We start from the raw sequence: 22,312 nt of genomic DNA on the forward strand, positions 1-22,312 counted from the left end.
TACCATAACAATGCGAGAAAGGGCGAGACAGAAAAATGCCGCCCGAAGGCGGCACCTGCCCGATCTTGAGACCCTGTCCCGATCTCAGGTCAGACCCAGCCCCGGGCTTTCATCGCCTCGTACACCCGCTGCATGGCGATCATGAACGCCGCCGTGCGGAGGTCCACCTGATGCTGATCGGCCGTTTGCCGAACGTGACGATAGGCTTTCACCATGGCCCGCTGGAGGCGCTGGTTGACTTCGTCTTCACTCCAGTAGTCGTTGGTCAGGTTCTGGACCCATTCAAAATACGACACGGTGACGCCTCCCGAATTTGCGAGAATGTCCGGGATCACCATGATGCCTTGGTCGTGTAGAATCCGGTCCGCTTCAGGGGTGGTGGGGCCGTTCGCCGCCTCGGCGACGATCCGGGCCTTGATCCGTGGGGCGTTGGCACCGGTGATCACGCCCTCCAAGGCGGCGGGAATGAGGATGTCCACGTCGAGTTCCAAAAGCTCGGAGGAATCAATGCGCTGGGGACCGTAATCCAACAGGTTGCCGGCTTCCTTGGCCCGGATCACCCGAGGCAAGTCCAGGCCCGACGGATCGTACAGGGCCCCCTTGGAATCGCTCACCGCCACCACCTTGCATCCGAGATTCGCCAAAAGTTTCGCCGCCGTGCGCCCGGCGTTTCCAAATCCCTGGACAGCTACTGATGCCCCTTGCAGTTGGAGCCCGATATCTTTGGCCGCCTCCGCAATGGCGGTGACGCAGCCCCGGCCGGTGGCGTCGCTTCGCCCCAGAGATCCGCCGATGACCACGGGTTTTCCGGTGATGACCCCCGGGGTGAAGGTGCCGTGTAACCGGCTGAAGGTGTCCATCATCCAGCCCATCACTTGGGGATTGGTGTACACATCCGGGGCGGGTATGTCTTTGTCGGGGCCCACCACCTGGGCCACTGCTTCCATATATCCACGGCTCAACCTCTCCAGTTCTCCTTCGGAAAGGCTGTGGGGATCCACCGCAACCCCGCCCTTGGCTCCGCCGTAAGGCAGTCCCGCGACACCGCATTTGAAAGTCATCCACATGGACAAAGCCTTGACCTCGTCGAGAGTTACTCCGGGATGAAAACGGATGCCCCCTTTGGTGGGGCCGATGGCGTCATTGTGCTGAACGCGGTACCCCTCAAACACCCGGATCGTCCCGTCGTCCATCCTCACGGGAAAATGAACGATGAGCGCTTGTTTGGGCCTCTTCATGATCTCCACGGCGTTCCGGGGAATCCCGAGATGCTCGGCGGCTCGTTCGATCTGTTCCTGCACCATTTCGTACGGGCCTTGAGCATGGGTTGACGAGCGGGGCAGGGATAGCGACACGTCCACTCCACCTTCTTTTCCTGAAATTTGTGTTTGCGATTCTTACAGTATAACGTGACCCAACAGCACACTCAAGATGGCCATCAGAATTGTCATTGGACGTTCGCGGATCTGCCTCAGAGATGGACCGCGAGGATTTGTTTTTCTGTCAATGGTTTTCTGATACTGTATACATGGAGAGATGGTGGGAAAAACGGGAGATGCGGAGGCGGGAATGCGATGACAAGGGTCATTCTGCGAGACGGGCGAGCGGCGGAATTTCGACCCGCTCGGCCCTCAGACCGGGACACGGTGCGGCGTTTGTTTCAAACTGCCTCTCCGGAGAGCCTCTATTTTCGTTTTTTTCACGTGATCCGGGAGGTTCCCGATGAAGTGATCGAGGCCATGGTTTCCGCCGATGGCGTGAACGATGCGACCCTTCTCTGCATGGCCGGGGATCAACCCCTCGGAATCGGCACGTACAACCGCGTGGATGACGAGACCGCCGAGGTGGCGTTCTTGGTGGACGACCATCTGCACGGAAAAGGCATCGGGACGCTCTTATTGGAACACTTGGCGGAAATCGCTTGGCAAAACGGTTTCCGATTTTTTGAGGCCTATGTGCTGTACGATAACGAAAAAATGATGGGCGTTTTTCTGTCCAGCGGCTACGAGATCCGGAGCGAACATCAGTCGGGGGTCGCCCATCTCGTTCTCAAGCTCGCGCATACTGAACGGATCCGAGCCTTGCAGGAAACTCGGGAAAAATTGGCCACCGCTGCTTCCCTCGCCCCCTTTTTTCACCCCACCACTTTAGCGGTGGTGGGAGCATCCAGAGACCCGAAGGGCCTCGGCCATGTTTTGTTCCGGCACATCCTGGAGGGCGGATTCCAGGGAATCGCCTACCCCGTGAACCCCGTGGCTCGCTCTGTAGCCGGGGTGCGGGCGTTTCCCAGTCTGCAGGAGTTGCCTGAACCGGTGGAATTGGCGGTGGTGGCGGTTCCCCCCGACCAGGTTTCTCCGGTGGTGGACGACTGCGTGAAAACTGGAGTTCGGTCGGTGATCATCATCACTTCGGGCCTGCCCGAGGAGGAAGAAAAAGGGGTCCCCACCCCGGCGGAGTTGGCGGCCCGCTTGCGCCGGGCCGGGGCACGACTGCTCGGTCCGAACTCCTTGGGACTGGTGAGCACGGACCCGAACGTGCGGCTCAACGCCAGCTTTGCTCCCCGATTCCCCCGGCGGGGGGCCCTCGCCATCGCCAGCCACTCCGGGGCGCTGGGAATTACCATTTTGGAATATGCCGGCCGTATGGGGATCGGTGTCTCGAGCTTTGCCAGCATGGGGGTCAAGGCGGACGTGTCCGGCAACGATCTACTACAGTACTGGGAAGATGACCCGGAAACCGACATGATCGCCTTGTACCTCGAGTCCTTTGGAAATCCGCGGAAGTTCTCCCGGATCACCCGGCGGATTACCCGCAAGAAACCGATCGTTGCGGTAAAAGGGGCGAGCACCGAGGGCGGGACCGCCGTGTCTTTAACGGGCTCGGTGCTGCCCCGGGCCAGGGACGTGCTCGTGGATGCGCTTTTTCGCCAGGCGGGTATCATCCGGGTCAATACGCTCCAAGAGATGTTCGATGTGACGGCGCTTCTGGCCTCGGCGCCGCTCCCCCGGGGAGACCGGGTGGCCATTGTAACGAACACCGCGGGCGGGGCGGTGATGGCCGTGGATGCCTTGCACAACGAGGGATTGCGGATGGCGGGAACCCCGGTGGATCTGGGGACTGTGGCCTTGGCCGACGGGTATCGCAAAGCCCTGCCGAAGCTGCTGCACGACCCCGCCGTGGACGCCGTTCTGGTACTGTTTACCCCTGTCGGGGTTTCGGATGACCGGGAAGTCGCCCGGGCCTTGGCGGAGGCCCTACGGGAGGCGGCGTCGGACCCGGCGGTAGGCGACTTCACCACCAAGCCCGTCGTGGCCAATTTTCTCATGACCGAAGACAATTTTGTCCACGCCATCGACGCCGGTGTCCAGCGGATTCCGGTGTACCCTTTTCCGGAACAGGCGGTACGGGCTTTGGCCAAGGTGGCCGCGTATGGGGCCTATCGGCAAAAACCGGTGGGGCGGATCCCGGATTTGGAAGGGGCGGACACGGGCCGGGCCCGGCAGATCATCCGCGGGCATCGACCGGATGCGGCGGAGAGGGCCCGGGTGGTGGAATGGATGCCCCGGGAGCTTTGCAATGAGGTGCTTGATGCCATGGGGATCCGGCGGAGTGTGGGGGTGGCCGGGGCGGCGATGTGGTTTTCTGTGACGGCGGAGTTGGACCCGCTCTTTGGCATGATCTTATTTGTCGGTTCGCCCTCCGCCCGCACGGTGCGGATCACGCCTCTCACAGATCTCGATGTCCAGGACCTGTTGACGACGGTGGCCGGCCCCGACGGGCCCCCGGCGGACTCCCCGGCCCGTCACGCGGCGGCGGACATTATCCTTCGGGTCTCCCGCTTGGTGGAAGAAGTCTACGAGATCACCAAAGTGGCATTGACAGATGTCGGCGTGTCCGAAGATGGATGCTGGATTGGCGACTGCCAAATCGCGGTGGGAAGACGTCAAGACGCGGTGGGTGGCCAGGCCGGTTGACCCTCCAGTTCGATGCCGTACCGACGGGAGATTCCCCACAGGGTGTCCCCCCGCCTGACGATGTCTATCTCCACCCAGATCCCTCTTTCCCTTAAGTTCCGGCCATTTCGACCTGGTTCCAACACAGCCTATTCCAGGGAAAAAGGCTGGGTGCCTGCCTCCGAACGGTGAATGATCCCCTTGGTCAAGGCGAAGACTACCATCGGAGTAAAAAACCTACAAGGGGGACCGCCCATGACCCGTTTTAATGAAAAAGATGTAGAGCAATTCCTGGCCTACGTCAAAACTGAACTGCGGCGCGTCGAAACGGCTGCCGGCACTCTTGCCATGATTGAGCGGAGCCACCACCAGCGCTTAAGTGATTATGACGATGCCGTACTCAGGGACATCGCCGTGGAAGAAGATAATGCCGCTAAACGCCTCGGGGCCATCAAAGAGATGTGTCTCGCCGCCTGTCAGCGAATCGACGACCTCCTCCAAGGCCACGTTCGCCCAGAGGCTGTCGCTGCCGGGGAGGGGAGGGAGGAACGTGCTCCGGTTCATTGAGAATTGGATGCGTTCCATCGTCAATGAAATGGTCGACAAAGCCCTGACCCGAATTGTGCGGGATCAGTACACAGAGAACCTTTTTGAAATGGTTCCCGTCACAGGCAAGGTGGGCCCAGTATCCATGGCGGAAACGGCCATGCGGGCCACCCAGGGTGCGGCCCCTTCCCGCCCCCTCGGCAGTCCGGTGCATTTTTCGCCTTGGGAAAAATTAATTTTTAACCCGGTTCATTTGACACGCCTCCCGACCCCGGAAGAGGTGGGAATCGAGACGGCGACGGTGATTGGTCCGGCGGCCAGGCATCCCCTCACCCTGTCCATTCCCATTGTGATCGCGGCGATGTCCTTTGGAGGCGCCTTGAGTAAACGGGCAAAAATCGCTCTGGCCAAAGCGGCTTCCCAGATCGGCACCGCGACCAACACCGGCGAGGCGGGGCTCCTTGAAGAGGAGCGGGAAGCGGCGGACCTGCTGATCGGCCAATTCAACCGGGGCGGATGGATGAACCGACCCGAACAGTACAGACGCCTGGATGCCGTTGAGATTCAACTGGGACAGGGAGCCCAGGGGTCGACCTCCCAAAGGACGGCAGCCCACAATATTGGGGAGGATTACCGGCGGGTTTTTGGCCTGGCCGAGGGGCAATCCGCCGTCATCCACTCCCGACTGCCCGGAGTTGACCGGCCTGAAGATTTTGTGGCCCTCGTGCAGCGCCTCCGGGCTGAGACCGGGGTTCCGGTGGGGCTCAAAATCGCCGCCACCCATCATCTCGAAGAAGAGATGCAGATCGCCCTGGAAGCCGGGGTGGATTTTATCACCATCGACGGGGCCGAAGGAGGCACTCACGGAGGGTCGCCGACCCTGCAGGACGATGTGGGTTTGCCGACTTTGTTTGCCGTTTCCCGGGCTGCGGATGTCCTGGTGCAAAAAAAGGTCCGGGGTCGAGTGAGTTTGCTGGCGGCTGGAGGTCTCATCACCCCCGGGCAGATGCTCAAAGCGCTGGCCCTGGGAGCGGATGCGGTCTACGTGGGAACGGCGCCCCTTTTTGCCATGGTGTCAGACCAGATGGTGGAAACCCTGCCTTTTGAGCCGCCCACCAGTCTGGTGATTTATACAGGCAAGCTGACCGATCAACTGGATGTGGACAAAGGGGCTCACAATGTCGTCCGGTTTTTGCACGCCTGTATGCACGAGATGGAGAGTGTGGTGCAATCCCTGGGGAAGACGGCGGTGGCCGATGTGGGCAAATCGGACCTCACGGCCCTCGACCCCTTTGTGGCTTGGGCGGCGGGCGTATCCTGGGGCTGGGTGTCCCCCCAGCGCCAGGCTGGATTGTTTGGGGCCCGAACGGTGGAGGAGGCGCCTTGTTTCCCCGAACGGCCTCCACTACAATGGGAAGGAGCGCAAACCGGTCCGGCACCGGGAGGGTTGCAGTAACGGGAGTGGGGGGAGAGGAGTATGCTGCGGGTTTTTGTCATCCTCGGGAGTATTGGAGCTTTCCTCTCGGTGGCGCTGGGAGCGTTCGGCGCCCACGGGCTTCGCGGGAAAATTTCTGACGCCATGTTATCGATTTACCAGACGGGGGTCCATTATCAGTTTCTTCACTCACTGGCCCTGATCCTGGTGGCGATTCTGTCCGAACGGCTGTATGCGACAGGTCTTGTCGCGGGAGCGGGAATCTTGTTTGTGGTGGGGATCGTGTTGTTTTCCGGAAGCCTGTACGCCCTGACCTTGAGTGGTGTTTCCTCCTTGGGTTTCATCACTCCCTTTGGGGGACTCGCTTTTTTGGCGGGCTGGATTCTGCTGATTCTGGCGGCGATTCGGGGAGCCTGAATGGCGCCTGGCACCACAAAAAATCCCCGGGACGGGCGACTCGCCCGTCCCGGGGACCCAACAACATTGCAGGGCCGGCCCCCGGCTGATTTTAGGCTTTGGTCGCCACGGCCAGGACTTGATCCAGGAGGACGGCTTCCGGGACAGCGCCTTCGATGGAGTCCAGGTCGTTGATGACCGTCTTTGGCACGCCGTATACGTCGAAGCGGTTTGCCCAGTCGGGGAACTCCGTAGCCTCGATCATGTGACCGCGGATATGGGCGTTCTCGAAGGCAAACTGATGGGCCAGGTGTACGGCGCTCGGGCAGTACGGACAGGTCGGGGTGACGAAGACGTTCAAGGTCACGTCTTGGTCGATGGTGGCCAGTTTGGTTTTGGTCTCTGCTTTCAGGCCCGAGTCGCCCCGGGAGATCATGAGGATCGCTTCGAGGAAGGCGGCGAACTCGTAGCCTGCCGGAGCGCCGTAGAAGCGAATCCCGTAATCCTGTCCGGATCCGCCGAGGATGGCGAGAGTGGGCGCTTTGTCGACCCCGATCTCCTTCGCCTTGTCTTCGTCGGTGTACAGGTTGAACACTTCCAGGGTGAGCTTGTCGGACAGGTCGGCGACTTCCTGCAACAGATCTTTGATCTGCGGGCAGGTCGGGCAGTCAATGGACGACTCAAAGAAGCGCAGAACGACAGGTTCGGTCATCGCGGAGAACCGCTCCCGAATCTTTTGCCGATCTTTTTCCGGGATCATCACAGTTACGCACCTCCGTATGCACTCCGCATTGATGCGGTGTACCCGTAAGGGTATTATCCGCTTTTAGTGGCCGGGTGTCAAGGCGACGGGTACCATCTATCTTTCAGTATGCACGTTCCGCACCAAAATCACCAGAGGGTGAGACCACATAATTTCGCCGAACCAAGGTGGCCGGACTCCGACCAAGGAGGGATTGTATTGACAAAGATCCAGTCGCAGTTTGAAGACTATGTCCGTCGCATCCAACATTTTCAGGAGGCGCTGTCCCTCATGGCTTGGGATCTGCGGACCGGGGCGCCGAAAAAGGGGGTGGAAGCCCGGGCGGAGGCCATCGGGACCTTGTCGGACGAGGTGTTCGGCCTGATGACCTCGTCGCGAATGGGAGAGTTTCTCGAAGCGTTGGAGGCGAGGGCCCATGGGCTAGACGGGAGAACCGCCGCCCTCGTTCGGGAGTGTCGCCGGGAATACGACCGCAACCGGCGCATTCCCCGGGAGCGATACCGAGCTTTTGTCGTGCTGACGGCGAAGGCGGAGTCCGCTTGGGAAGATGCCAGGAATCGGAATGATTTTGCCCTCCTTCAACCATATCTCGAGGAAATCGTTGCGATGACCCGGGAGTTCGCCGGATACTGGGGCTACGAGAAGGACCCCTACGATCCCCTCCTCGACCTCTACGAACCGGGCGTGCGCACAGCCGAGATCGACCCGCTGTTCGCGACGCTGAGAGAAGCCACCGTCGCCCTGGTGGGGGAGATCGCCGAGTCTGGGCGCAGGCCCGATCCCGGGGTTTTCGCTCGTCCGGTACCGGTCGAGACCCAGCAGAGAATCTGTCGATGGGCGCTCAAGACCATCGGGTATGATTTTGACCGGGGGCGCCTCGATGAAACGGCCCACCCCTTTCAGATCACGTTGAATGCCGGAGATGTGCGGGTAACCACGAAGTATGTCGTCGAGGATTTTCGCAGTGCGTTGTTCAGTGCGTTTCACGAGGGTGGTCACGCGCTTTACGAGCAGGGGATCGATCCGGACCTAGCGGGAACCCCCCTTTACGCCGGAGCATCCCTCGGGGTCCATGAGTCCCAGTCGAGGTTTTGGGAGAATGTCGTGGGCCGCAGCCGGGCCTTCTGGGAGCACTATTATGGCGAACTGACAAAGAGGCTGGGTCCGGCGTGGAACGATTTGGATATTGAGACGTTCTATGCGGGAATCAACGATGTCCGTCCCTCTCCCATTCGTACCGAGGCGGATGAGGTCACCTACAACCTTCATATTCTCTTACGCTATGAATTGGAACGGGCTCTGATCTCCGGGGATTTGAAGGTGGCCGATCTGCCGCAGGCCTGGAGGGAAAAGACTAGGGCGCTTTTGGGGTTCGAACCGAACCGGGACGCCGACGGTGTTTTGCAGGACGTGCACTGGGCGTCAGGGAGCTTTGGTTATTTTCCGACTTACACATTGGGAAACGTGTATGCGGCGCAATTCTGGGAGGCCATGGATCGGGACCTGGGCGGCTTCGACCGGCGGCTGGCCGAAGGGGATGTGGCGGCCGTGCGGGAGTGGTTGAGGGAAAAAGTTCACCGGCCCGGGAGGGAGCTGCAACCTCACGAGGTGTTAAAGAGGGCGACGGGTACCGACCGGCCGGTCGCCGAGCCCCTCCTCCGGTACTGGCGTGAGAAATTTGGCCCTCTGTACGGGCTATGACAGGGGAGCTTTGGGGATCATGCAGGTCAAAACGCTCATGGACGCCCTTCCCCGGGATACAGTACAATGAGGGCGCGGAGGGGTCGGGGCAGGTTGGAATCCGCCCCCTGCGCTGTGAGTATGCCTGGGGGGGCCTGAGGGTGCGACGAAATCCCGTACGAACGGAGCTGCGGATCCGGCGGGTACCGCCGAATCCGACCCGACGTTGGCTGAAATATGCCGCGAACACGATCACGGCCGCCAATCTGTCCCTCGGGCTGTTGTCGGTACTGTTGTCGTCCATGCATTTGTTTCACTGGGCTGCCGTGGCGTTGATGGTGGCGGTGCTGTTTGACCGCCTGGACGGCTCCACGGCCCGGCGGTTGGGGATTGCAAGCGATTTTGGCCGGGAGCTGGATAGTCTGAGCGACCTGGTGTCTTTCGGGGTGGCCCCGGCGCTCTTGGTGTATACCCAGGTGTACATGGAACATCTGCCGCTAGTGGGTGGGGCGTTGTCCATGGTTTATGTGCTCTGCGGCGCACTGCGGTTGGCTCGCTACAATGTGCAACGGTTCAGCGGGGGCTTTCTCGGGGTGCCCATTACGTTTGCCGGCGGTGTGCTCGGGTTGCTCAGTTTCGTCTCGAGGGATGTACACCTTCTCGGGTTTGCGGCGGCTGAGATCCTCTTATCTGCGCTCATGGTGAGCAAGATTCCAATTAAGAAATTCTAAGGGATGAGACGCGATCGGAGGGAGCGGGTTTGAAAGTCTTGGTGACCGGGGGGATCGCCGGCCTGGGTCGAGCCGTGGCTGAGCGATTGGCCCGGCGCGGCCATGACGTGGTGGTGACCTACCGACGGGATCGCGCCGAGGTGGGAGAGCAGTCCGACGGAGGTCTCAAAAAGACGTGGAGTCTTGGTGGTGTGCGGGCGGTTCAATGTGACGCAGGGTCCAGGCAACAAGTGGATCGGTGGTTGAGCCGGGAACACGATTTTGACTGCTGGATTCACGCGGTTGGACCGTTTCGGGTCAAACGGACGCCTCTGGCAGACACCGCAGCCGGGGAGTGGGAGGAGCTCGTCGCCGGCAACTTACATAGCGCGTACTGGCACGCCCGCTGGCTGATTCCCCACATGCGGGGAAATCATTTTGGGCGGGTCATTACCTTTGGGTATCCCCAGATCGAGGGCGGGATGCCTTGGGAAGGGCGGGGGGCGTACGCTGGCGCCAAGGCGGGGTTGCTTTCGTTTACCCGGACTTTGGCCGCGGAAGAAGCCCCCTACGGGATCACGGTCAACATGGTGTGTCCCGGAGATATCCGAGATCCATTTAAAGAAGGGGCGATCGTCGACGCCAGAAACCAGGCGGGTTTGTCCACGGTAGGTTCTACACCCGCCGGTCGACCCGCCACTGGAGAAGACGTGGCCCGGGTGGTTGAGTTTTTGTGTCATCCAGATTCGGACATGGTTACCGGGAGTGTGATTTACGTGACCGGAGGGGTGCAGTATTTTCCCTTCACGTATTGATGGGGCCAATGGTGTCGATGGTGGATATTTTTGGAGGAGCGCCGGGATTCACTTTCGCGAACGTGATTTTCGTGACGGTGGGGTGGGATGATCAGCGGGTCCAAACAACGTATGATAAACCGATGGCCCAAAGGGGACGGGAGAAGTGCGGCCGCGGTGCCGGATGGCGGTCCGCACCCCCTGTAAACTGAGCCCAAGTACGAGTCCTGCGAGCAACCAAAGCCACGGTTTGCGGTGGGTCATTCCTCTCCCTCCGGTTGGATATCGTGAGTGCAAGGATGGCGGTTGACTGAGCATATATTGTGCAGAGCTGCAGAATTTATTTGAAGGGCGCCGATGAGCGCGTCACGCCGTGGTGTCGGCGGAATTTTCAACAGAAACCGGCGTTGCTGTTTGTGCGGGATTGGCATACAATAATGATGTGCCCCGGGGGGGTCATGATGCGCTGAGTTCCGGACAACGGAAGCGGGGGACCCAGGACTTTGGGGTGAATCCGGCCAAGGCCGGTAGGGTGGCTCTCGACCCGAACCCGTCAGCTAACCCCGTAAGCGAAAGGAGAGTGGGTGGGTGTTGCAGGAAAGGGTCAAGGACCCGAGGTGTGTTCGGGTGTCGATCCGGCTGGGGGACGGACATGTTCCGTGGATCCGGCTCAATGAGAGGCGATTCGAATTGCCTTTTGGGTCGATCCGCTTAGTGGCGCGTTTAGTCGGTGTGAATTTGAGAAACAACCCCGACCTGCGGGAAGTGGAGGTCGGGAATCCCCACGGCTTGCGGGGGAAAGCCGACATCGGCTCCGTCATTGAGGCGCTTCGCGAAGTGATCCTGGCCAGCGGTCGATCCATGGAGTTTTCCGCCATGTTGGGCGTCTAGGGCGAGAACGGCGCGATTCGGATACAAGCGAGACAGAATCGGGGAGGCACGTAAAAGGGACCGCTTGCTGGCGGTCCTTTTTATAAGGGATCACCTCGGCGAAAGAGGGAGAGGGTCGACATGAACCACGTCCGGTTCCATGCCATCACGGGGGATCCAATTCTATACATCGATCACCGACGGAAACCCAATGGCTACATCGATGGGCATTGTCCTTTCTGTCATCCCTCTGAATCGATTAAACAGGTTTATCCTGTGGGGGATGACGCCATCAGTGTTTGGGATAATCTATACCCGGTAGTGCCGGAAGGGATGGCCCAGGAATTGGTGGTGGAGAGCCGGGTGCACGACCGGATGCTCGGCCAACATTCTGCAGAGGCCATTGCCGTGCTGCTGTGGGTCATCCGTGAGCGGATGAAACATTTATACGACCACCCCGGGGTCGTATACGTATCCATGTTTCGCAACTGGGGAAGACAATCGGGGGGTACACAACCGCATCCTCACAGTCAATTATACGCTCTGCCCTTTGTTCCTCCGGCCATCGAGCGGGAGCGGGAGGGGTTTCAAAGGCTGCAACGGGCGGGTTGTTGTCCGATCTGTCGCGAGATCGACGGGATGGTTCCCGAACGCCTGGTGGCCGAGAATGAATGGGCGATGGCCTTTGCCCCTTACGCCTCGATGCACCCTTTTGAAATGTGGGTGACTCCCCGGCGCCACGTGGGGGCTTTCGAATCGATACCTGACGATGTCCTTACGGGTATGGCGGCGGTATTGCACCAGGCGGTGGGGGCACTGGAGAAGGCTATTGATGGACGGGCATACAACATTATTTTGTGTCACGACCGGGATGAGGATTATCACCTTCGCTTCTTGGTGTTTGCGCGGATTTTCACTTCCTCGGGATTTGTCATTGGAACCGGGGCGGGGATCAACGGGCTGGATCCCGAACGGGCCGTCGCTTTGCTTCGAGGCGTTTGATTTACGATACTCCGGTATGGTAAGATAGCGCCGAAGGTGGTGAACCGGTTGCACGGGTACGCCGATGTCAAGGACGAGCTGATCCAGCGTCTCCGCCGAATTGAAGGACAGGTGCGCGGGGTTCAGAAAATGATTGAAGACGATCGGTACTGCGTAGATATTCTCACCCAGTTGGCGGCCATTCGAGCGGCTGCCAACAAAGTCGCACTGACGGTGCTTGAAGCGCACACCCGTGGGTGTGTAACCCGGGCCATTCAGTCGAACGGCGGGGAGGAAGCCATCACGGAACTGATGGAAGCCGTTGAGTTCTTTACGAAATAAATTTTTGGGTGGAGGTCGGAAGCAAGTTGGAGACAAAAGTCCTGCATATAAAAGGTATGTCCTGTAGTCATTGTGTACACGCCGTGAAGTCGGCCTTGTCTGCCTTGGCCGGAGTTCACGAGGTGGATGTGGATCTTGATAAGGGTAAGGCATTGGTGAAGTTCGACGGATCCAAGGTGCGAGAACCTCAATTCCGCGAAGCCATCGAAGAGGCCGGGTACGAATTGACGGGTATGTCGGACCACTAACAGCGCCGACCCAAAACTTCACAAAACCTCAATTGTAGATCGGGGAGGAATGGCGAAAGGAGGACCCGGGGTGGTGCGAGAAAGTCGTCGGTGGGTGCAAGGGCTGATCCTCGTGGCGGTGCTGATCCTCGCTGCAGGATGGGTGCATCGAGGGCTCGGCGGCCACCCTTCGCCCAACCCCGGGGACTGGTTCACTCACCTGAGGGGTTTTGGTTATATGGCCTGGGGGGCGGCGGCCGCATTGGTCGTCGCCCACGCTGTTTTTCCGTACATCCCCTTCGTGGTCCTGGCCGGGGCGAATGTTGCTTTGTTTGGCGCGCTTCCGGGTTTTTTGATCAATTGGCTAGGTATCGCCGCAGGAGCGTCGCTGTTGTTCTGGCTCAGCCGCGGGATTTTGCGCGGGTGGGTCCGGCGCAGGTGGAGGGATCATCCTCTCGCCGAGCGCCTGGACCGGGCAGCGGCCTCAAAAGGATGGATTTTGGTGGCGCTCACCCGGTTGGTTCCGGTCATCCCGTCATCGGCCATCGATGGGCTGGCGGGAATCTCTGGAATGATGTATCGGTCGTTTCTTGTGGGGACATTGCTCGGGACTTTTCCTATGATTGCCGTCGAGTCTTTTTTTGGAGGAGCTTTTTGGAGACCGGAGGGCGTTGTATGGTCAAGGGCTCTCCTCGGTGGAGTGGCTTGGCTGGTTTTGGTTGCGGGAGGGCTCTGGATGGGCCGGTCGGTTTTTACACCCGGTAAAACACGGGACTCCCGGAATGGGCCCCGAACCTGAGACTGGAGTGAAGGCTCAGTTCTTTTGGGTGGGCCGGTCCCCGGTCATTGTCTAGATCGTGCCTTTTTTCACAAAAGCGCGGGTTTCCTAAGGATGAACCTCTGGGTTGCGGGGCATATTGGATGCCAGGAGGTGAATCCGCGTGGAACAGGACCGCATCAAGGAATTGGAACGAGAGAAGGAGTCTCTGCTCGATCAGTGGATGTGGGCGGATCGGGCCGAGCGGGTCAGGATTCTGATTCGTCGGATGGAACTGCAGGATATGTTGGAAGACTTACAACAAACGACGGGTGGATGAAGGTACCGGGCTGAAGCGGGGTTTCTCCGCCTCGATCGTCGTTGACACAGGAAACGCCGTGGGGATCCCATGGCGTTTTTCACGTACGACAATTCCCTCGGTTATGATACACTGGTTCGCACAGAGACCTCTCTCCGTCTACGGTTTCCCGGGTGGGACGCGACGAGGAAAAGGGGGAAATGTCGTGCTACGGGTGGCACTGATAGCCCCTTAACGGCACAGACTCATGAACCGGACATCACCGCTCTGCTCCGGGTGTGCGATGTCCACAATGTGCCCTTAGTCACCAATGTGGCCACAGCGGAATTGGTTCTTCGGGTCCTGTTTGAACATCAATCATCGAGCTGAAGGGCGGATGTCCAGAACGCTTCACCCACCGATTCCCGGGTTCGGGTCACGGCCACCTGCAACTCGGTCGCGGTTCGCTCGTGCCAAGCGCGAACAGAAGTGATCCACCGCCGGGCGTCTTCTTTCGCTTCCGCTGCAGCCATTCGGTGGACGGCTTCCCCAGCCAAGCGGTCGTGTTCTGCCGCTTTGTGCATGCTGTGAACGGCAATGGCGACGACGGTGGCGTGGTGATCTCCGGCTAAGATGCGGCGGACGCTTCCTTTCGCCGTGATCCGGTGATAGGAACTCTCATAAATCTCCCGATAAAACTCATCGAAACCCGGCAGGTCCTTTGTCACGGCGAAAAGTTTCATCTGTCGACTGACGGAGCAGAGCACGGCGAGAGCATATTCGCTCGCCGTCAGATGGTCCAGTACCCGGGTAAAGACGACATGTTCCACGTGGGGGTGTTGAGGCAAGGGTTCCATGGTGGGGCCACTCCTTTCCTGCGTTTCATGTCGGCACTGCAGCCTATGCAAACCGGGCATCTGTTGACTCCCTGGATTAGCTCGTCAATGTGCGGGTTAAGATAGGTGTGTGACCGCGTTTTATGGAGGGGGATAGCCGTGAAGCCGCGCACAGAACAATCGGTCGATCGCCGGGATTATCGATTCTCGCAGCTTCCGCCTCATGTGTTGGAGGAGTTGCAAACTTTTGAGGCCAAGCTTTCCTCGGAGCTGGGGAAAGAAGTGATTCTGATTTGTTACGACGATCCACGGTGAAGGTCGGGCGGCGGCCGCCTGGGACGCGATCCCCTTTCGGGGCGCGGGTCCCAGGCGGCCTGTTTGCTCTCTACCGTCCGCCCAAGATCAAGAGGAGTTTTGAACAGCCATACAAAGGCGTAAAGGAATCGTTAACCGCCTACTGTAACGCAGGAGCCAAGGCGGGGGCTGGGACCACAGCCCCATGATACTTTTGTTCGATAAACTGTTTTACGTCGTCTGAAGTGAGGGCTTGGGCCAGCTTGACCAACTCCGGTCTCTTTTCATCCCCTTTGCGGACCACGAGGACGTTCGCGTACGGCGAATCGGCGCTCTCCAAAAAGATGGCGTCTTTGGTGGGATTGAGGTTGGCCTGTAGGGCGTAGTTGGTGTTGATGACCGCTGCCGTGACGTCGTCCAAAGCCCGGGGGAGCATGGCCGCATCCAACTCCCGGATGGTTAAATTGCCCGGCTTTTGTACAATGTCTCGAACGGTGGCCGTGACCCCGGCTCCTGGTTTCAGTTGAATGACTCCCGCCTTAGCCAATAATGCCAAGGCCCGGCCGCCGTTTGTGGCGTCGTTGGGAATGGCCACCGTCCCCCCCTGGCTTTTCAAGTCGTCCACAGATTTGATTTTCTTGGAATAAATCCCCATGGGTTCAATGTGGACTTTGGCGATCCACTGCAAGTCCGTTCCTTTTTGCTGGTTGAAATTGTCGAGATAAGGAATGTGTTGAAAATAATTGGCGTCTAGCTGTTTGTCCACCAATTGCGGGTTGAGCTGGGCGTAATCTGAAAAGGTCACGACTTCTAGCTTAATCCCTTCCTTGGCCAATGTCGGCTTGACATGTTCCAAAATCTCGGCGTGGGGGACGGCCGTCGCTCCAACTTTGATAACTTTTTCCACGCCCCCCTGTTGGCCGGTGTCGCTGGGTGAACCCGATGTTCCGGAAGATCCGCACGCGGTTAAGGCTAGGGCCAAGGCGACGGTCAGGAACGGCAAAGCTCTTTTCAACTTTTTCACGGTGAAAGACCCCCTTTGTTGGATACAGACCTTATGATCTAACGGCGGGTGAAACGAAGGACCAGGCGATCTCCGCCCCATTGCAGCAACTGGACAAAAACGACGAGGAGGGCGGTGGTCAGCAGCATGACGCCGGTGTCGAACCGCTGATACCCGTATCGGACCGCCAGGTCCCCGAGCCCTCCGCCGCCGATGGCACCGGCCATAGCCGAGTAGCCGATGAGGTTCACGGCGGTAATGGTGATGCCCGCCAAGAGCCCTGGCCGGGCTTCGGGAAGGAGGACCTTCCAGATGATCTGGCCGGTGCGGGCTCCCATAGCCTGGGCCGCCTCGATGACTCCCCGGTCGACTTCCCGCAGGGAAGTCTCCACGAGCCGGGCGAAAAATGGGGCCGCCGAGGCCACCAGGGGCGGGATGGCGGCGGTGACGCCGATGGATGTGCCCACCAGCAGCCGGGTGAACGGGATCATAAGGATGAGCAGGATGATGAATGGTATCGAACGAACGATATTCACCACCGCCCCTACGATCCGGTACAAACCGGGCATCGGTTTGAGGTGTCCAGGTCCCGCTACGACGAGAAAAATCCCCACGGGCCCACCCAGCAGGACCGAGAACAATACCGACAGTCCAATCATGTAGACCGTATCGAGGGATGCTTGTCCGATTTCACCCCATAGCCCCGGATCCACCTGAATTCACCTCCTTCACCCATGCCCCCCGATCCTGGAGGATTTGTATGGCTCTCTGCTTCGCCTCCTCTGGCCCCACAAGGGCCACGATGAACCGACCGTAGGGAATGGTTTTCATCCGGTCCACAGATCCCTGAAGAATTCGCACATGTACCCCGGTTTCTTCCGTCACCTCAGAAAAAACGGGCCGCAAAGCAGAATCTCCCACAAAGAGACACCGCAACAACTGTTCGTCTTGCGGCACCCCGGGGAGGTCATCGGTATCGGCACCGCCCATTTGCCGGACGAATTCGGTGGTGACTGGATGTTTCGGCCGGAGAAACACGTCCACCACACGTCCTTCCTCCACAATGCGCCCTTGGTGCAGCACGGCCACGCGGTCGCAAATCGCGGTGACGACGTGCATCTCGTGGGTGATGACCACCATTGTGAGGCCCAGGGACCGGTTGATGCTGGCGAGCAGTTCCAGGATCGAATCGGTGGTTTGGGGATCCAGGGCAGAAGTGGCCTCATCGCACAGGAGCACTTCCGGCTGAGGGGCAAGGGCCCGGGCGATCCCCACTCGTTGTTTCTGGCCGCCGCTCAGTTTGGATGGGTATTGATCCCGGAGCTCCCACAACCCCACCAGCCGGAGAAGCTCTTCCACCCGGCGGCGGCGACGTTCTTTTGGCCAGCCCGCCAGCTCTAGCGGGAACTCGATGTTTTCCGCCGCCGTGCGAGAAGACAGCAAATTAAAATGTTGGAACACCATGCCGATCTTTTGTCTCTCGGATTGCAGCTTCCGGGGGTCCAGATTTGTCAAATCCTTGCCGTTTACGGTGACCCGGCCGGAAGTAGGGCGTTCCAAGAGGTTGATGCACCTTACCAACGTGCTTTTCCCCGCCCCGCTGTGACCGATGATCCCGTAGATCGTGCCCTTTGGAATGTTTAAGTCGATGCCGTCCAGGACGCGCACCGCACGGCCGCCGATCGTAAAATCTTTGGATACTCCGTCAAGTTCAATCATCGATCAATCTCCTAGCACAAAAAATCCCTTTCGCGTCGCGAAAGGGCCCCTGAAGCGGCCCTCTCATCTCCCGAAGCGCCATGGGCTTCGCAGGATTTAGCACCTGACACCCCGCTATGGTCAAGCGCGGTGTTGGTTGCCGGGCTTCATCGGGCCAGTCCCTCCGCCTGCTCTCGATAAGAGGTTGTAGTAATCTCTGCATTTCTTTGATACGATAAGGACAAGTTCGAATCTCAGTGTAATGAATGGCGATGGCGGCGTCAAGAGGGAGGGGGAAATAGTTCATTTGGACTACATCCGTTAGCTCAGGTTCACCAGGGCAAACTGGTCGGTGTCAACCTTTCTCGGTGGTGGCCGATGGGGTAGACTGTAGACGGTTACTAAGAATAATTTGCAGTGGACCTCCTAGGGGAACGGGAATGGTTGCACATGAAATGGTTCGATGCGTTGAACCCTCTGTCCTCCATTTTTGACTTGATGTCCGGGGCAAGGGTCGGAAGGTCCCGGCGGGTGGCGTATCTCGCGGCGAAGATCGGGCTCGGGGTGGGCTTGGGCCTCCGGGAGGCACGAACGTTATATTTTGCCGGATTGTTGCATGACGTCGGCGCTCTCGTCAGTCCGTCCGGGGATTTCAAGCGGCGGGATCCAACCTTCGTACCGGTGGCCTCCGCACAATGGGTTCGGTCTCTGGACTTGGACCCGTGGACAGAAGTGTTTGTTGGGCAAAGTTGGGAAAACTGGGACGGTTCGGGTGTACCTTTTGGGCTCCGCGGTCGTGAGATTTCATTGGGAGCGAGGATTGTGCGGGTGGCGCGCGAGGCGGCCCAGGTAATGGACCGGGCGCCGATGGATGTCCCTTTGGCCGAGCGACTGGCCCGGGTTCGCGCAATCGGGCAGCGGGCTGGTGAGGTTTTCGATCCGGATGTGGTCCGAGTTTTTGAAGAACTGCTTGGGCACCCAGAAGTTGTCCTAGATGCGTTTGGTCCGTATTCTCCTTTTGTGTTGTTGTCAAAGCGGCCTGCCGGGGACGCTCCGATGTCCTCAGAAGATGCGGTCAAGCTGGCGAGAATGTTTGGACGGTTGGCCGGCGTCTTGCGGGGGACTCCGAATCACGCGGAGCGGGTGGCAGGTTGGGCGATGAGCTTGGGGGAAGAGATGGGGCTGTCGGAGCGGGACCTCTATTCCCTCAATATTGCTGCTTATTACCACGATGTGGGATGGCTGGTGGGAAACCCAGGAGGGACGTTTGGTGGCGATGTGCAGGAGGAGCGCGAGCGGCTTCACTCCTATTACACCCAGGCTTTTTTGCAGCAAATACCCGGCCTGGAGGGTCCGGCGATATGGACCGGCCAGCATCATGAGCGGATCGATGGCACCGGGTACCCTGAAGGCCTTGCCGGCGAGATGCTGAGTCTGCCTTCTCGAATCCTTCAGGTGGCTGAATTTCTCGTTGACCAAGAAATGGCCCTTCAGGGGAAGGAAGGAGCCGGGATCAAGAGGCGGTTGGCGCGCCTCCTGCACGCCGAGGAGCTAGCCGGCCGTTTGGACGGGCCGGTGTGTCGGGCGGCTATGAAAAGGGTGTCTCACGATCCTGAGCCAGCCAGCCGGGATCAGGAACACTTCTATCATCTGTCGAGCGAGGTGTCAGAGATGAAAAAGGTTTTGTTTGCCACGGACGGTTCTGAGGCGTCTAAGAAAGCGGAACAGATGGTGGCGGATATCTTGTCGAAGTGGACGGAGGCAGAGGTGACGGTCCTCTACGTGTCCCAGACAGTGCCCTACTACTATGAAGCCACTCCGGACCTCTTGGCCAATTTGTCCCAGTACGAGGAGTCCTGGGCGAAGCAGATTGAAGAGACCGTGATGAACACTTTTAAAGACTACAAGGATCGGGTGCGCTTCAAGCATCTGGTGGGACATCCGGCTACGGCGATTTGTGATGTTGCGGACGAGGAGAACGTCGATCTCATTGTGGTGGGGACCCACGGCCGGGGTGCTATTGACCGGGTTCTTCTTGGCAGTGTGAGCCACGGTGTGTTAAATCGGGCCAAACATTCGGTGTTGGTGGTTCGCTAATCCCACGAGGGCGCGGGGGCGGACGTTTTGAGTCTGCCCCCGCTACTCGTGCGCCCGGCATGGGCGTTGACTGGGTGGTGAAAGTCCACTGCAGGCGAGGCAGCACGAGTCTGCTAGCCAAAGGCAAGGGTGTCCATCGTGAGGTGGGATCCGAAGGAAGCTGGAGGCAAACCCACGGCCCGATGAACAAGAACCTCATACGAGGCTACGCCGTTCGGATGAGCTGGCAAGACACAGCGAAATCCAAAGGCTGCCAAAGGGCGGCGGAGTATATGAGGCGGGCGCGGGGGGAAGGTCAACGCTCTTACCCGGGGAGGCCTGCCGGATACGCCAGGGGACTGGCAACCCGGATCGAGAGGTTCGGTTGAACCGGCAGGAGTCAGCAGAGGGCATAGTACCCAGGAGGTCATGAACTCCGGGGGAAGGCCCGAACATCAAGACAGAGGTGAAACCGGTGCGTTCGCGAGAAGGACGAAGACAGCCGAAAACCCTGAACAGGGACTACCCACGGGAGGAAGTGGTGAAGCCACGGGGGACCGTGGGAGAGCCGAGCCCTTCTCCGGCACAAAGCGGAGCTTCACCTCGCGGAGAACAAGGTGACGGCCTGATGGAGAAGGTGGTGGCCAGGCAGAACATGCTGGCCGCCCTGAAGCGGGTGGAGCAGAACAAGGGTGCCCCCGGCGTGGACGGCATTCCCACGGAAAACCTCCGGGAACAGATCCGAGCCGAGTGGCCGCGCATCCGGGAAGAGCTGCTCACGGGGATCTACCGACCGCAGCCCGTGCGCCGGGTCGAAATCCCGAAACCCGGGGGAGGCAAGCGGATGCTGGGGATCCCCACCGTGATGGACCGCCTGATCCAGCAGGCACTTCTGCAGGTGCTGACGCCCATCTTTGACCCGCAATTTTCGGAGGCCAGCTACGGGTTCCGACCCGGAAGAAGGGCACACGAGGCGGTCAAGAAGGCGAGGCAGTATGTGGAAGAAGGATACGAATGGGCCGTGGACATGGACCTGGAAAAGTTCTTTGACCGAGTGAATCATGACATCCTGATGGCCCGGGTAGCCCGGAGGGTCACGGACAAACGAGTGCTCAAGGTCATTCGCCGGTACCTCCAGGCAGGGATCATGGTGAACGGAGTGGTCATGGAAAGAGAGGAAGGGACACCACAGGGCGGGCCGCTGAGTCCCCTGTTGGCGAATATCCTTCTGGATGACCTGGACAAAGAACTGGAAAAGAGAGGTCACAAGTTCGTCCGGTATGCGGATGATGCTAACATCTACGTTCGAAGCAAACGGGCGGGGGAGAGAGTCCTGGCCAGTGTCCGGACATTCCTGCAGGAGCGGCTAAGACTCAAACTCAACGAGCAGAAGAGCACGGTGGACCGACCGTGGAAACTGAAGTTTCTGGGATTCAGCATGTACAAACGCAAAGCCGGGGAAATCCGCATTCGCTTGGCCAGACAGTCGATCGAGCGGGTCAAGGCCAAGATCCGAACCCTCACGGCGAGGAACACACCGATCGCCATGGAGGAACGCATCCGGCGGCTGAACACGTATCTGGGCGGATGGATGGGATACTTTGCCCTGGCGGAGACGCCGAGCACCTTCGAAGAAATCGAAGGATGGATCCGGCGGAGGCTGCGGATGTGTCTCTGGAAACAGTGGAAACGGGTACGGACGCGATACCGTGAACTGCGCGCGCTAGGGCTGCCGGAGTGGGTCGTTCATCAATTTGCCAATGCCCGCAAAGGACCGTGGCGGATGGCCCATGGGCCGATGAATCGAGCCTTGGGGAACGCCTATTGGCAGGCCCAAGGACTCATGAGCTTAACCGAACGTTACCGAAGGCTTCGTCAATCTTGGTGAACCGCCGGATGCGGACCCGCATGTCCGGTGGTGTGAGAGGACGGGGGCTAGCCGCCCCCTCCTACTCGATGTCTGAGGGGGGAGTGTCCGGTGGGCGGATGCCCTGGCGAATGGCGTAAGCGGCAGCCTGGACGCGATTCGTCAGATGGAGTTTGCTGAGGATGTTCTGGATATGATTGCGCACGGTGTGTTCACTGATGAACAACTGTTTAGCAATCTCCCGGTTGGAGGCCCCGGTGCTCAAATATCCCAGGACTTGGAGTTCCCGGCCCGTCAAAGGGTCAAGGACTTCCTCGGGGCTAGCTTCCTTGTGGAGTTCTGCCATGATCCGGGCGGCCAGCAGACCCGGGATCACCGCTTCCCCCGCCGCGACTTTCTGGATGCTGGAGATCAATTCGTCGGGATCGACGTTTTTCAACAGGTATCCGTTGGCTCCCGCTCGGATGGCTTCAAAAAGATCGTCGTCCTCCTCGGAAACGGTGAGGATCAAGATGCGCACCTGGGGGTCCATGGCTCGCAGCCTCCGCACGGCCTCCAGTCCGCCCATCACCGGCATACGAATGTCCATCAGGACGAGGTCGGGATGCAGTTCGGCATAAAGTTCCACCGCTTGTTTTCCGTTTGAAGCTTCTCCGACCACCGAAAGATCTTCGGCAGTTTCGAGGATTGTTCTCACCCCCCGGCGAAACAGAGCGTGATCGTCGACAAGGAGCACACTCACCGGCATCTTTCGTTCCCCTCTTCCTCTGGCGTTTCGGGACGGGA

At 59.4% G+C, this 22,312-nt stretch carries 23 protein-coding genes and 2 riboswitches; of the genes, 16 read left to right on the plus strand and 7 right to left on the minus strand.

All coding sequences use genetic code 11. The annotated features are described in order from the left end of the window. Positions 1–89: 89 nt before the first annotated feature. The gene (locus CVV65_RS06430; protein WP_100669244.1) at positions 90–1,304 is read right to left on the minus strand and encodes a Glu/Leu/Phe/Val family dehydrogenase; all 1,215 of its coding nucleotides are present in this window, start codon (positions 1,302–1,304) and stop codon (positions 90–92) included. A 270-nt stretch (positions 1,305–1,574) separates the two neighbouring features. Here CVV65_RS06430 and CVV65_RS06435 point away from each other — a divergent pair, with 270 nt between their 5' ends. From CVV65_RS06435 to CVV65_RS06455, 4 genes are all read left to right on the plus strand, one after another. Next, the gene (locus CVV65_RS06435; protein WP_100667442.1) at positions 1,575–3,974 is read left to right on the plus strand and encodes a bifunctional acetate--CoA ligase family protein/GNAT family N-acetyltransferase; all 2,400 of its coding nucleotides are present in this window, start codon (positions 1,575–1,577) and stop codon (positions 3,972–3,974) included. Between the two features lie 234 nt (positions 3,975–4,208). Further along, entirely contained in the window at positions 4,209–4,520 is a 312-nt protein-coding gene (locus tag CVV65_RS06445) for a hypothetical protein (protein WP_100667444.1), read from the plus strand. Further along, the gene (locus tag CVV65_RS06450; RefSeq protein WP_100667445.1) at positions 4,504–5,955 is read left to right on the plus strand and encodes an FMN-binding glutamate synthase family protein; all 1,452 of its coding nucleotides are present in this window, start codon (positions 4,504–4,506) and stop codon (positions 5,953–5,955) included. Before CVV65_RS06445 ends, CVV65_RS06450 begins: the two co-directional genes overlap by 17 nt. A 21-nt stretch (positions 5,956–5,976) precedes the next feature. After that, on the plus strand, positions 5,977–6,351 hold the full coding sequence (locus CVV65_RS06455) for a DUF423 domain-containing protein (RefSeq protein WP_100667446.1): 375 nt from the start codon (positions 5,977–5,979) through the stop codon (positions 6,349–6,351). Positions 6,352–6,442: 91 nt separating this feature from the next. On the opposite strand, the gene pdo is transcribed toward CVV65_RS06455, so the two are convergent. After that, positions 6,443–7,090 carry a protein disulfide oxidoreductase gene (gene pdo / locus CVV65_RS06460; RefSeq protein WP_100667447.1) on the minus strand — a complete coding sequence of 216 codons (648 nt, stop codon included), beginning with the start codon at positions 7,088–7,090 and terminating at the stop codon, positions 6,443–6,445. A 201-nt stretch (positions 7,091–7,291) separates the two neighbouring features. On the opposite strand from pdo, the gene CVV65_RS06465 reads away from it, so the two are divergent. From CVV65_RS06465 to CVV65_RS16745, 9 genes are all read left to right on the plus strand, one after another. After that, the gene (locus CVV65_RS06465) at positions 7,292–8,794 is read left to right on the plus strand and encodes a carboxypeptidase M32 (protein WP_100667448.1); all 1,503 of its coding nucleotides are present in this window, start codon (positions 7,292–7,294) and stop codon (positions 8,792–8,794) included. Between the two features lie 140 nt (positions 8,795–8,934). Next, positions 8,935–9,504 carry a CDP-diacylglycerol--serine O-phosphatidyltransferase gene (pssA, locus tag CVV65_RS06470; protein WP_197945572.1) on the plus strand — a complete coding sequence of 190 codons (570 nt, stop codon included), beginning with the start codon at positions 8,935–8,937 and terminating at the stop codon, positions 9,502–9,504. A gap of 29 nt (positions 9,505–9,533) precedes the next feature. Further along, on the plus strand, positions 9,534–10,298 hold the full coding sequence (locus CVV65_RS06475) for an SDR family oxidoreductase (protein WP_157935415.1): 765 nt from the start codon (positions 9,534–9,536) through the stop codon (positions 10,296–10,298). Between the two features lie 433 nt (positions 10,299–10,731). Continuing rightward, positions 10,732–10,865: riboswitch (cyclic di-AMP (ydaO/yuaA leader) on the plus strand. After that, positions 10,866–11,168, plus strand: coding sequence for a hypothetical protein (locus CVV65_RS06485; protein WP_100667452.1), 303 nt, complete (start codon positions 10,866–10,868; stop codon positions 11,166–11,168). It begins immediately after the preceding riboswitch. A gap of 120 nt (positions 11,169–11,288) precedes the next feature. Next, positions 11,289–12,149, plus strand: a complete 861-nt coding sequence (locus CVV65_RS06490) for a galactose-1-phosphate uridylyltransferase (RefSeq protein WP_100667453.1) — start codon at positions 11,289–11,291, stop codon at positions 12,147–12,149. A 48-nt stretch (positions 12,150–12,197) separates the two neighbouring features. Further along, complete coding sequence (locus tag CVV65_RS06495; protein WP_013075952.1) at positions 12,198–12,470, plus strand: metal-sensitive transcriptional regulator; 273 nt, start codon at positions 12,198–12,200, stop codon at positions 12,468–12,470. A gap of 8 nt (positions 12,471–12,478) precedes the next feature. Next, positions 12,479–12,718, plus strand: a complete 240-nt coding sequence (locus CVV65_RS06500; RefSeq protein WP_331250455.1) for a heavy-metal-associated domain-containing protein — start codon at positions 12,479–12,481, stop codon at positions 12,716–12,718. A gap of 70 nt (positions 12,719–12,788) precedes the next feature. Further along, a complete protein-coding gene (locus CVV65_RS06505; RefSeq protein ID WP_157935416.1) occupies positions 12,789–13,496 on the plus strand; it encodes a TVP38/TMEM64 family protein in 708 nt (235 codons plus the stop codon). A 142-nt stretch (positions 13,497–13,638) separates the two neighbouring features. Further along, positions 13,639–13,794: a hypothetical protein gene (locus CVV65_RS16745; RefSeq protein WP_157935417.1), complete on the plus strand. Its 156-nt coding sequence runs from the start codon at positions 13,639–13,641 to the stop codon at positions 13,792–13,794. A gap of 332 nt (positions 13,795–14,126) precedes the next feature. On the opposite strand, the gene CVV65_RS06515 is transcribed toward CVV65_RS16745, so the two are convergent. Next, on the minus strand, positions 14,127–14,609 hold the full coding sequence (locus tag CVV65_RS06515; protein ID WP_100667455.1) for a hypothetical protein: 483 nt from the start codon (positions 14,607–14,609) through the stop codon (positions 14,127–14,129). A gap of 138 nt (positions 14,610–14,747) precedes the next feature. Between CVV65_RS06515 and CVV65_RS16750 the strand changes: the two genes are divergently transcribed. Then, positions 14,748–14,903 (plus strand): hypothetical protein, encoded by a 156-nt coding sequence (locus tag CVV65_RS16750; RefSeq protein ID WP_157935418.1) that lies wholly within the window; start codon positions 14,748–14,750, stop codon positions 14,901–14,903. A gap of 139 nt (positions 14,904–15,042) precedes the next feature. Here the strand turns inward: CVV65_RS16750 and CVV65_RS06520 are convergent, their stop codons facing one another. Genes CVV65_RS06520 through CVV65_RS06530 form a run of 3 tightly spaced genes read right to left on the minus strand, consistent with a single transcriptional unit; the run spans position 15,043 to position 17,604 of the window. Continuing rightward, positions 15,043–15,906 carry a MetQ/NlpA family ABC transporter substrate-binding protein gene (locus CVV65_RS06520; protein WP_100667456.1) on the minus strand — a complete coding sequence of 288 codons (864 nt, stop codon included), beginning with the start codon at positions 15,904–15,906 and terminating at the stop codon, positions 15,043–15,045. A 38-nt stretch (positions 15,907–15,944) separates the two neighbouring features. Further along, positions 15,945–16,598, minus strand: coding sequence for a methionine ABC transporter permease (locus CVV65_RS06525; protein ID WP_100667457.1), 654 nt, complete (start codon positions 16,596–16,598; stop codon positions 15,945–15,947). Then, the gene (locus CVV65_RS06530) at positions 16,576–17,604 is read right to left on the minus strand and encodes a methionine ABC transporter ATP-binding protein (RefSeq protein WP_100667458.1); all 1,029 of its coding nucleotides are present in this window, start codon (positions 17,602–17,604) and stop codon (positions 16,576–16,578) included. The genes CVV65_RS06525 and CVV65_RS06530 overlap by 23 nt, the downstream gene beginning before the upstream one ends. Before the next feature lie 60 nt (positions 17,605–17,664). Next, positions 17,665–17,787: riboswitch (SAM riboswitch) on the minus strand. Between the two features lie 246 nt (positions 17,788–18,033). Between CVV65_RS06530 and CVV65_RS06535 the strand changes: the two genes are divergently transcribed. Both CVV65_RS06535 and ltrA read left to right on the plus strand, forming a co-directional pair. Then, positions 18,034–19,680 (plus strand): universal stress protein, encoded by a 1,647-nt coding sequence (locus CVV65_RS06535; protein ID WP_133121246.1) that lies wholly within the window; start codon positions 18,034–18,036, stop codon positions 19,678–19,680. A 454-nt stretch (positions 19,681–20,134) separates the two neighbouring features. Beyond that, the gene (ltrA, locus tag CVV65_RS06545) at positions 20,135–21,547 is read left to right on the plus strand and encodes a group II intron reverse transcriptase/maturase (protein WP_198592060.1); all 1,413 of its coding nucleotides are present in this window, start codon (positions 20,135–20,137) and stop codon (positions 21,545–21,547) included. Between the two features lie 61 nt (positions 21,548–21,608). Here ltrA and CVV65_RS06550 read toward each other — a convergent pair whose 3' ends face one another. Beyond that, positions 21,609–22,274, minus strand: coding sequence for a response regulator (locus CVV65_RS06550; protein WP_100667461.1), 666 nt, complete (start codon positions 22,272–22,274; stop codon positions 21,609–21,611). Positions 22,275–22,312: the final 38 nt, after the last annotated feature.

The organism is Kyrpidia spormannii, assembly GCF_002804065.1.
GTDB lineage: Bacteria > Bacillota > Bacilli > Kyrpidiales > Kyrpidiaceae > Kyrpidia > Kyrpidia spormannii.

Coding starts and splice junctions, on each gene's coding strand:
- CVV65_RS06530 (WP_100667458.1), bottom strand. CDS start 17,604: ATGATTGAACTTGACGGAGTATCCAAAGATTTTACGATCGGCGGCCGT.
- pdo (WP_100667447.1), bottom strand. CDS start 7,090: ATGATCCCGGAAAAAGATCGGCAAAAGATTCGGGAGCGGTTCTCCGCG.
- CVV65_RS06435 (WP_100667442.1), top strand. CDS start 1,575: ATGACAAGGGTCATTCTGCGAGACGGGCGAGCGGCGGAATTTCGACCC.
- CVV65_RS06430 (WP_100669244.1), bottom strand. CDS start 1,304: ATGGTGCAGGAACAGATCGAACGAGCCGCCGAGCATCTCGGGATTCCC.
- CVV65_RS06535 (WP_133121246.1), top strand. CDS start 18,034: ATGAAATGGTTCGATGCGTTGAACCCTCTGTCCTCCATTTTTGACTTG.
- CVV65_RS06490 (WP_100667453.1), top strand. CDS start 11,289: ATGAACCACGTCCGGTTCCATGCCATCACGGGGGATCCAATTCTATAC.
- CVV65_RS06455 (WP_100667446.1), top strand. CDS start 5,977: ATGCTGCGGGTTTTTGTCATCCTCGGGAGTATTGGAGCTTTCCTCTCG.
- CVV65_RS06445 (WP_100667444.1), top strand. CDS start 4,209: ATGACCCGTTTTAATGAAAAAGATGTAGAGCAATTCCTGGCCTACGTC.
- CVV65_RS06515 (WP_100667455.1), bottom strand. CDS start 14,609: ATGGAACCCTTGCCTCAACACCCCCACGTGGAACATGTCGTCTTTACC.
- CVV65_RS06550 (WP_100667461.1), bottom strand. CDS start 22,274: ATGCCGGTGAGTGTGCTCCTTGTCGACGATCACGCTCTGTTTCGCCGG.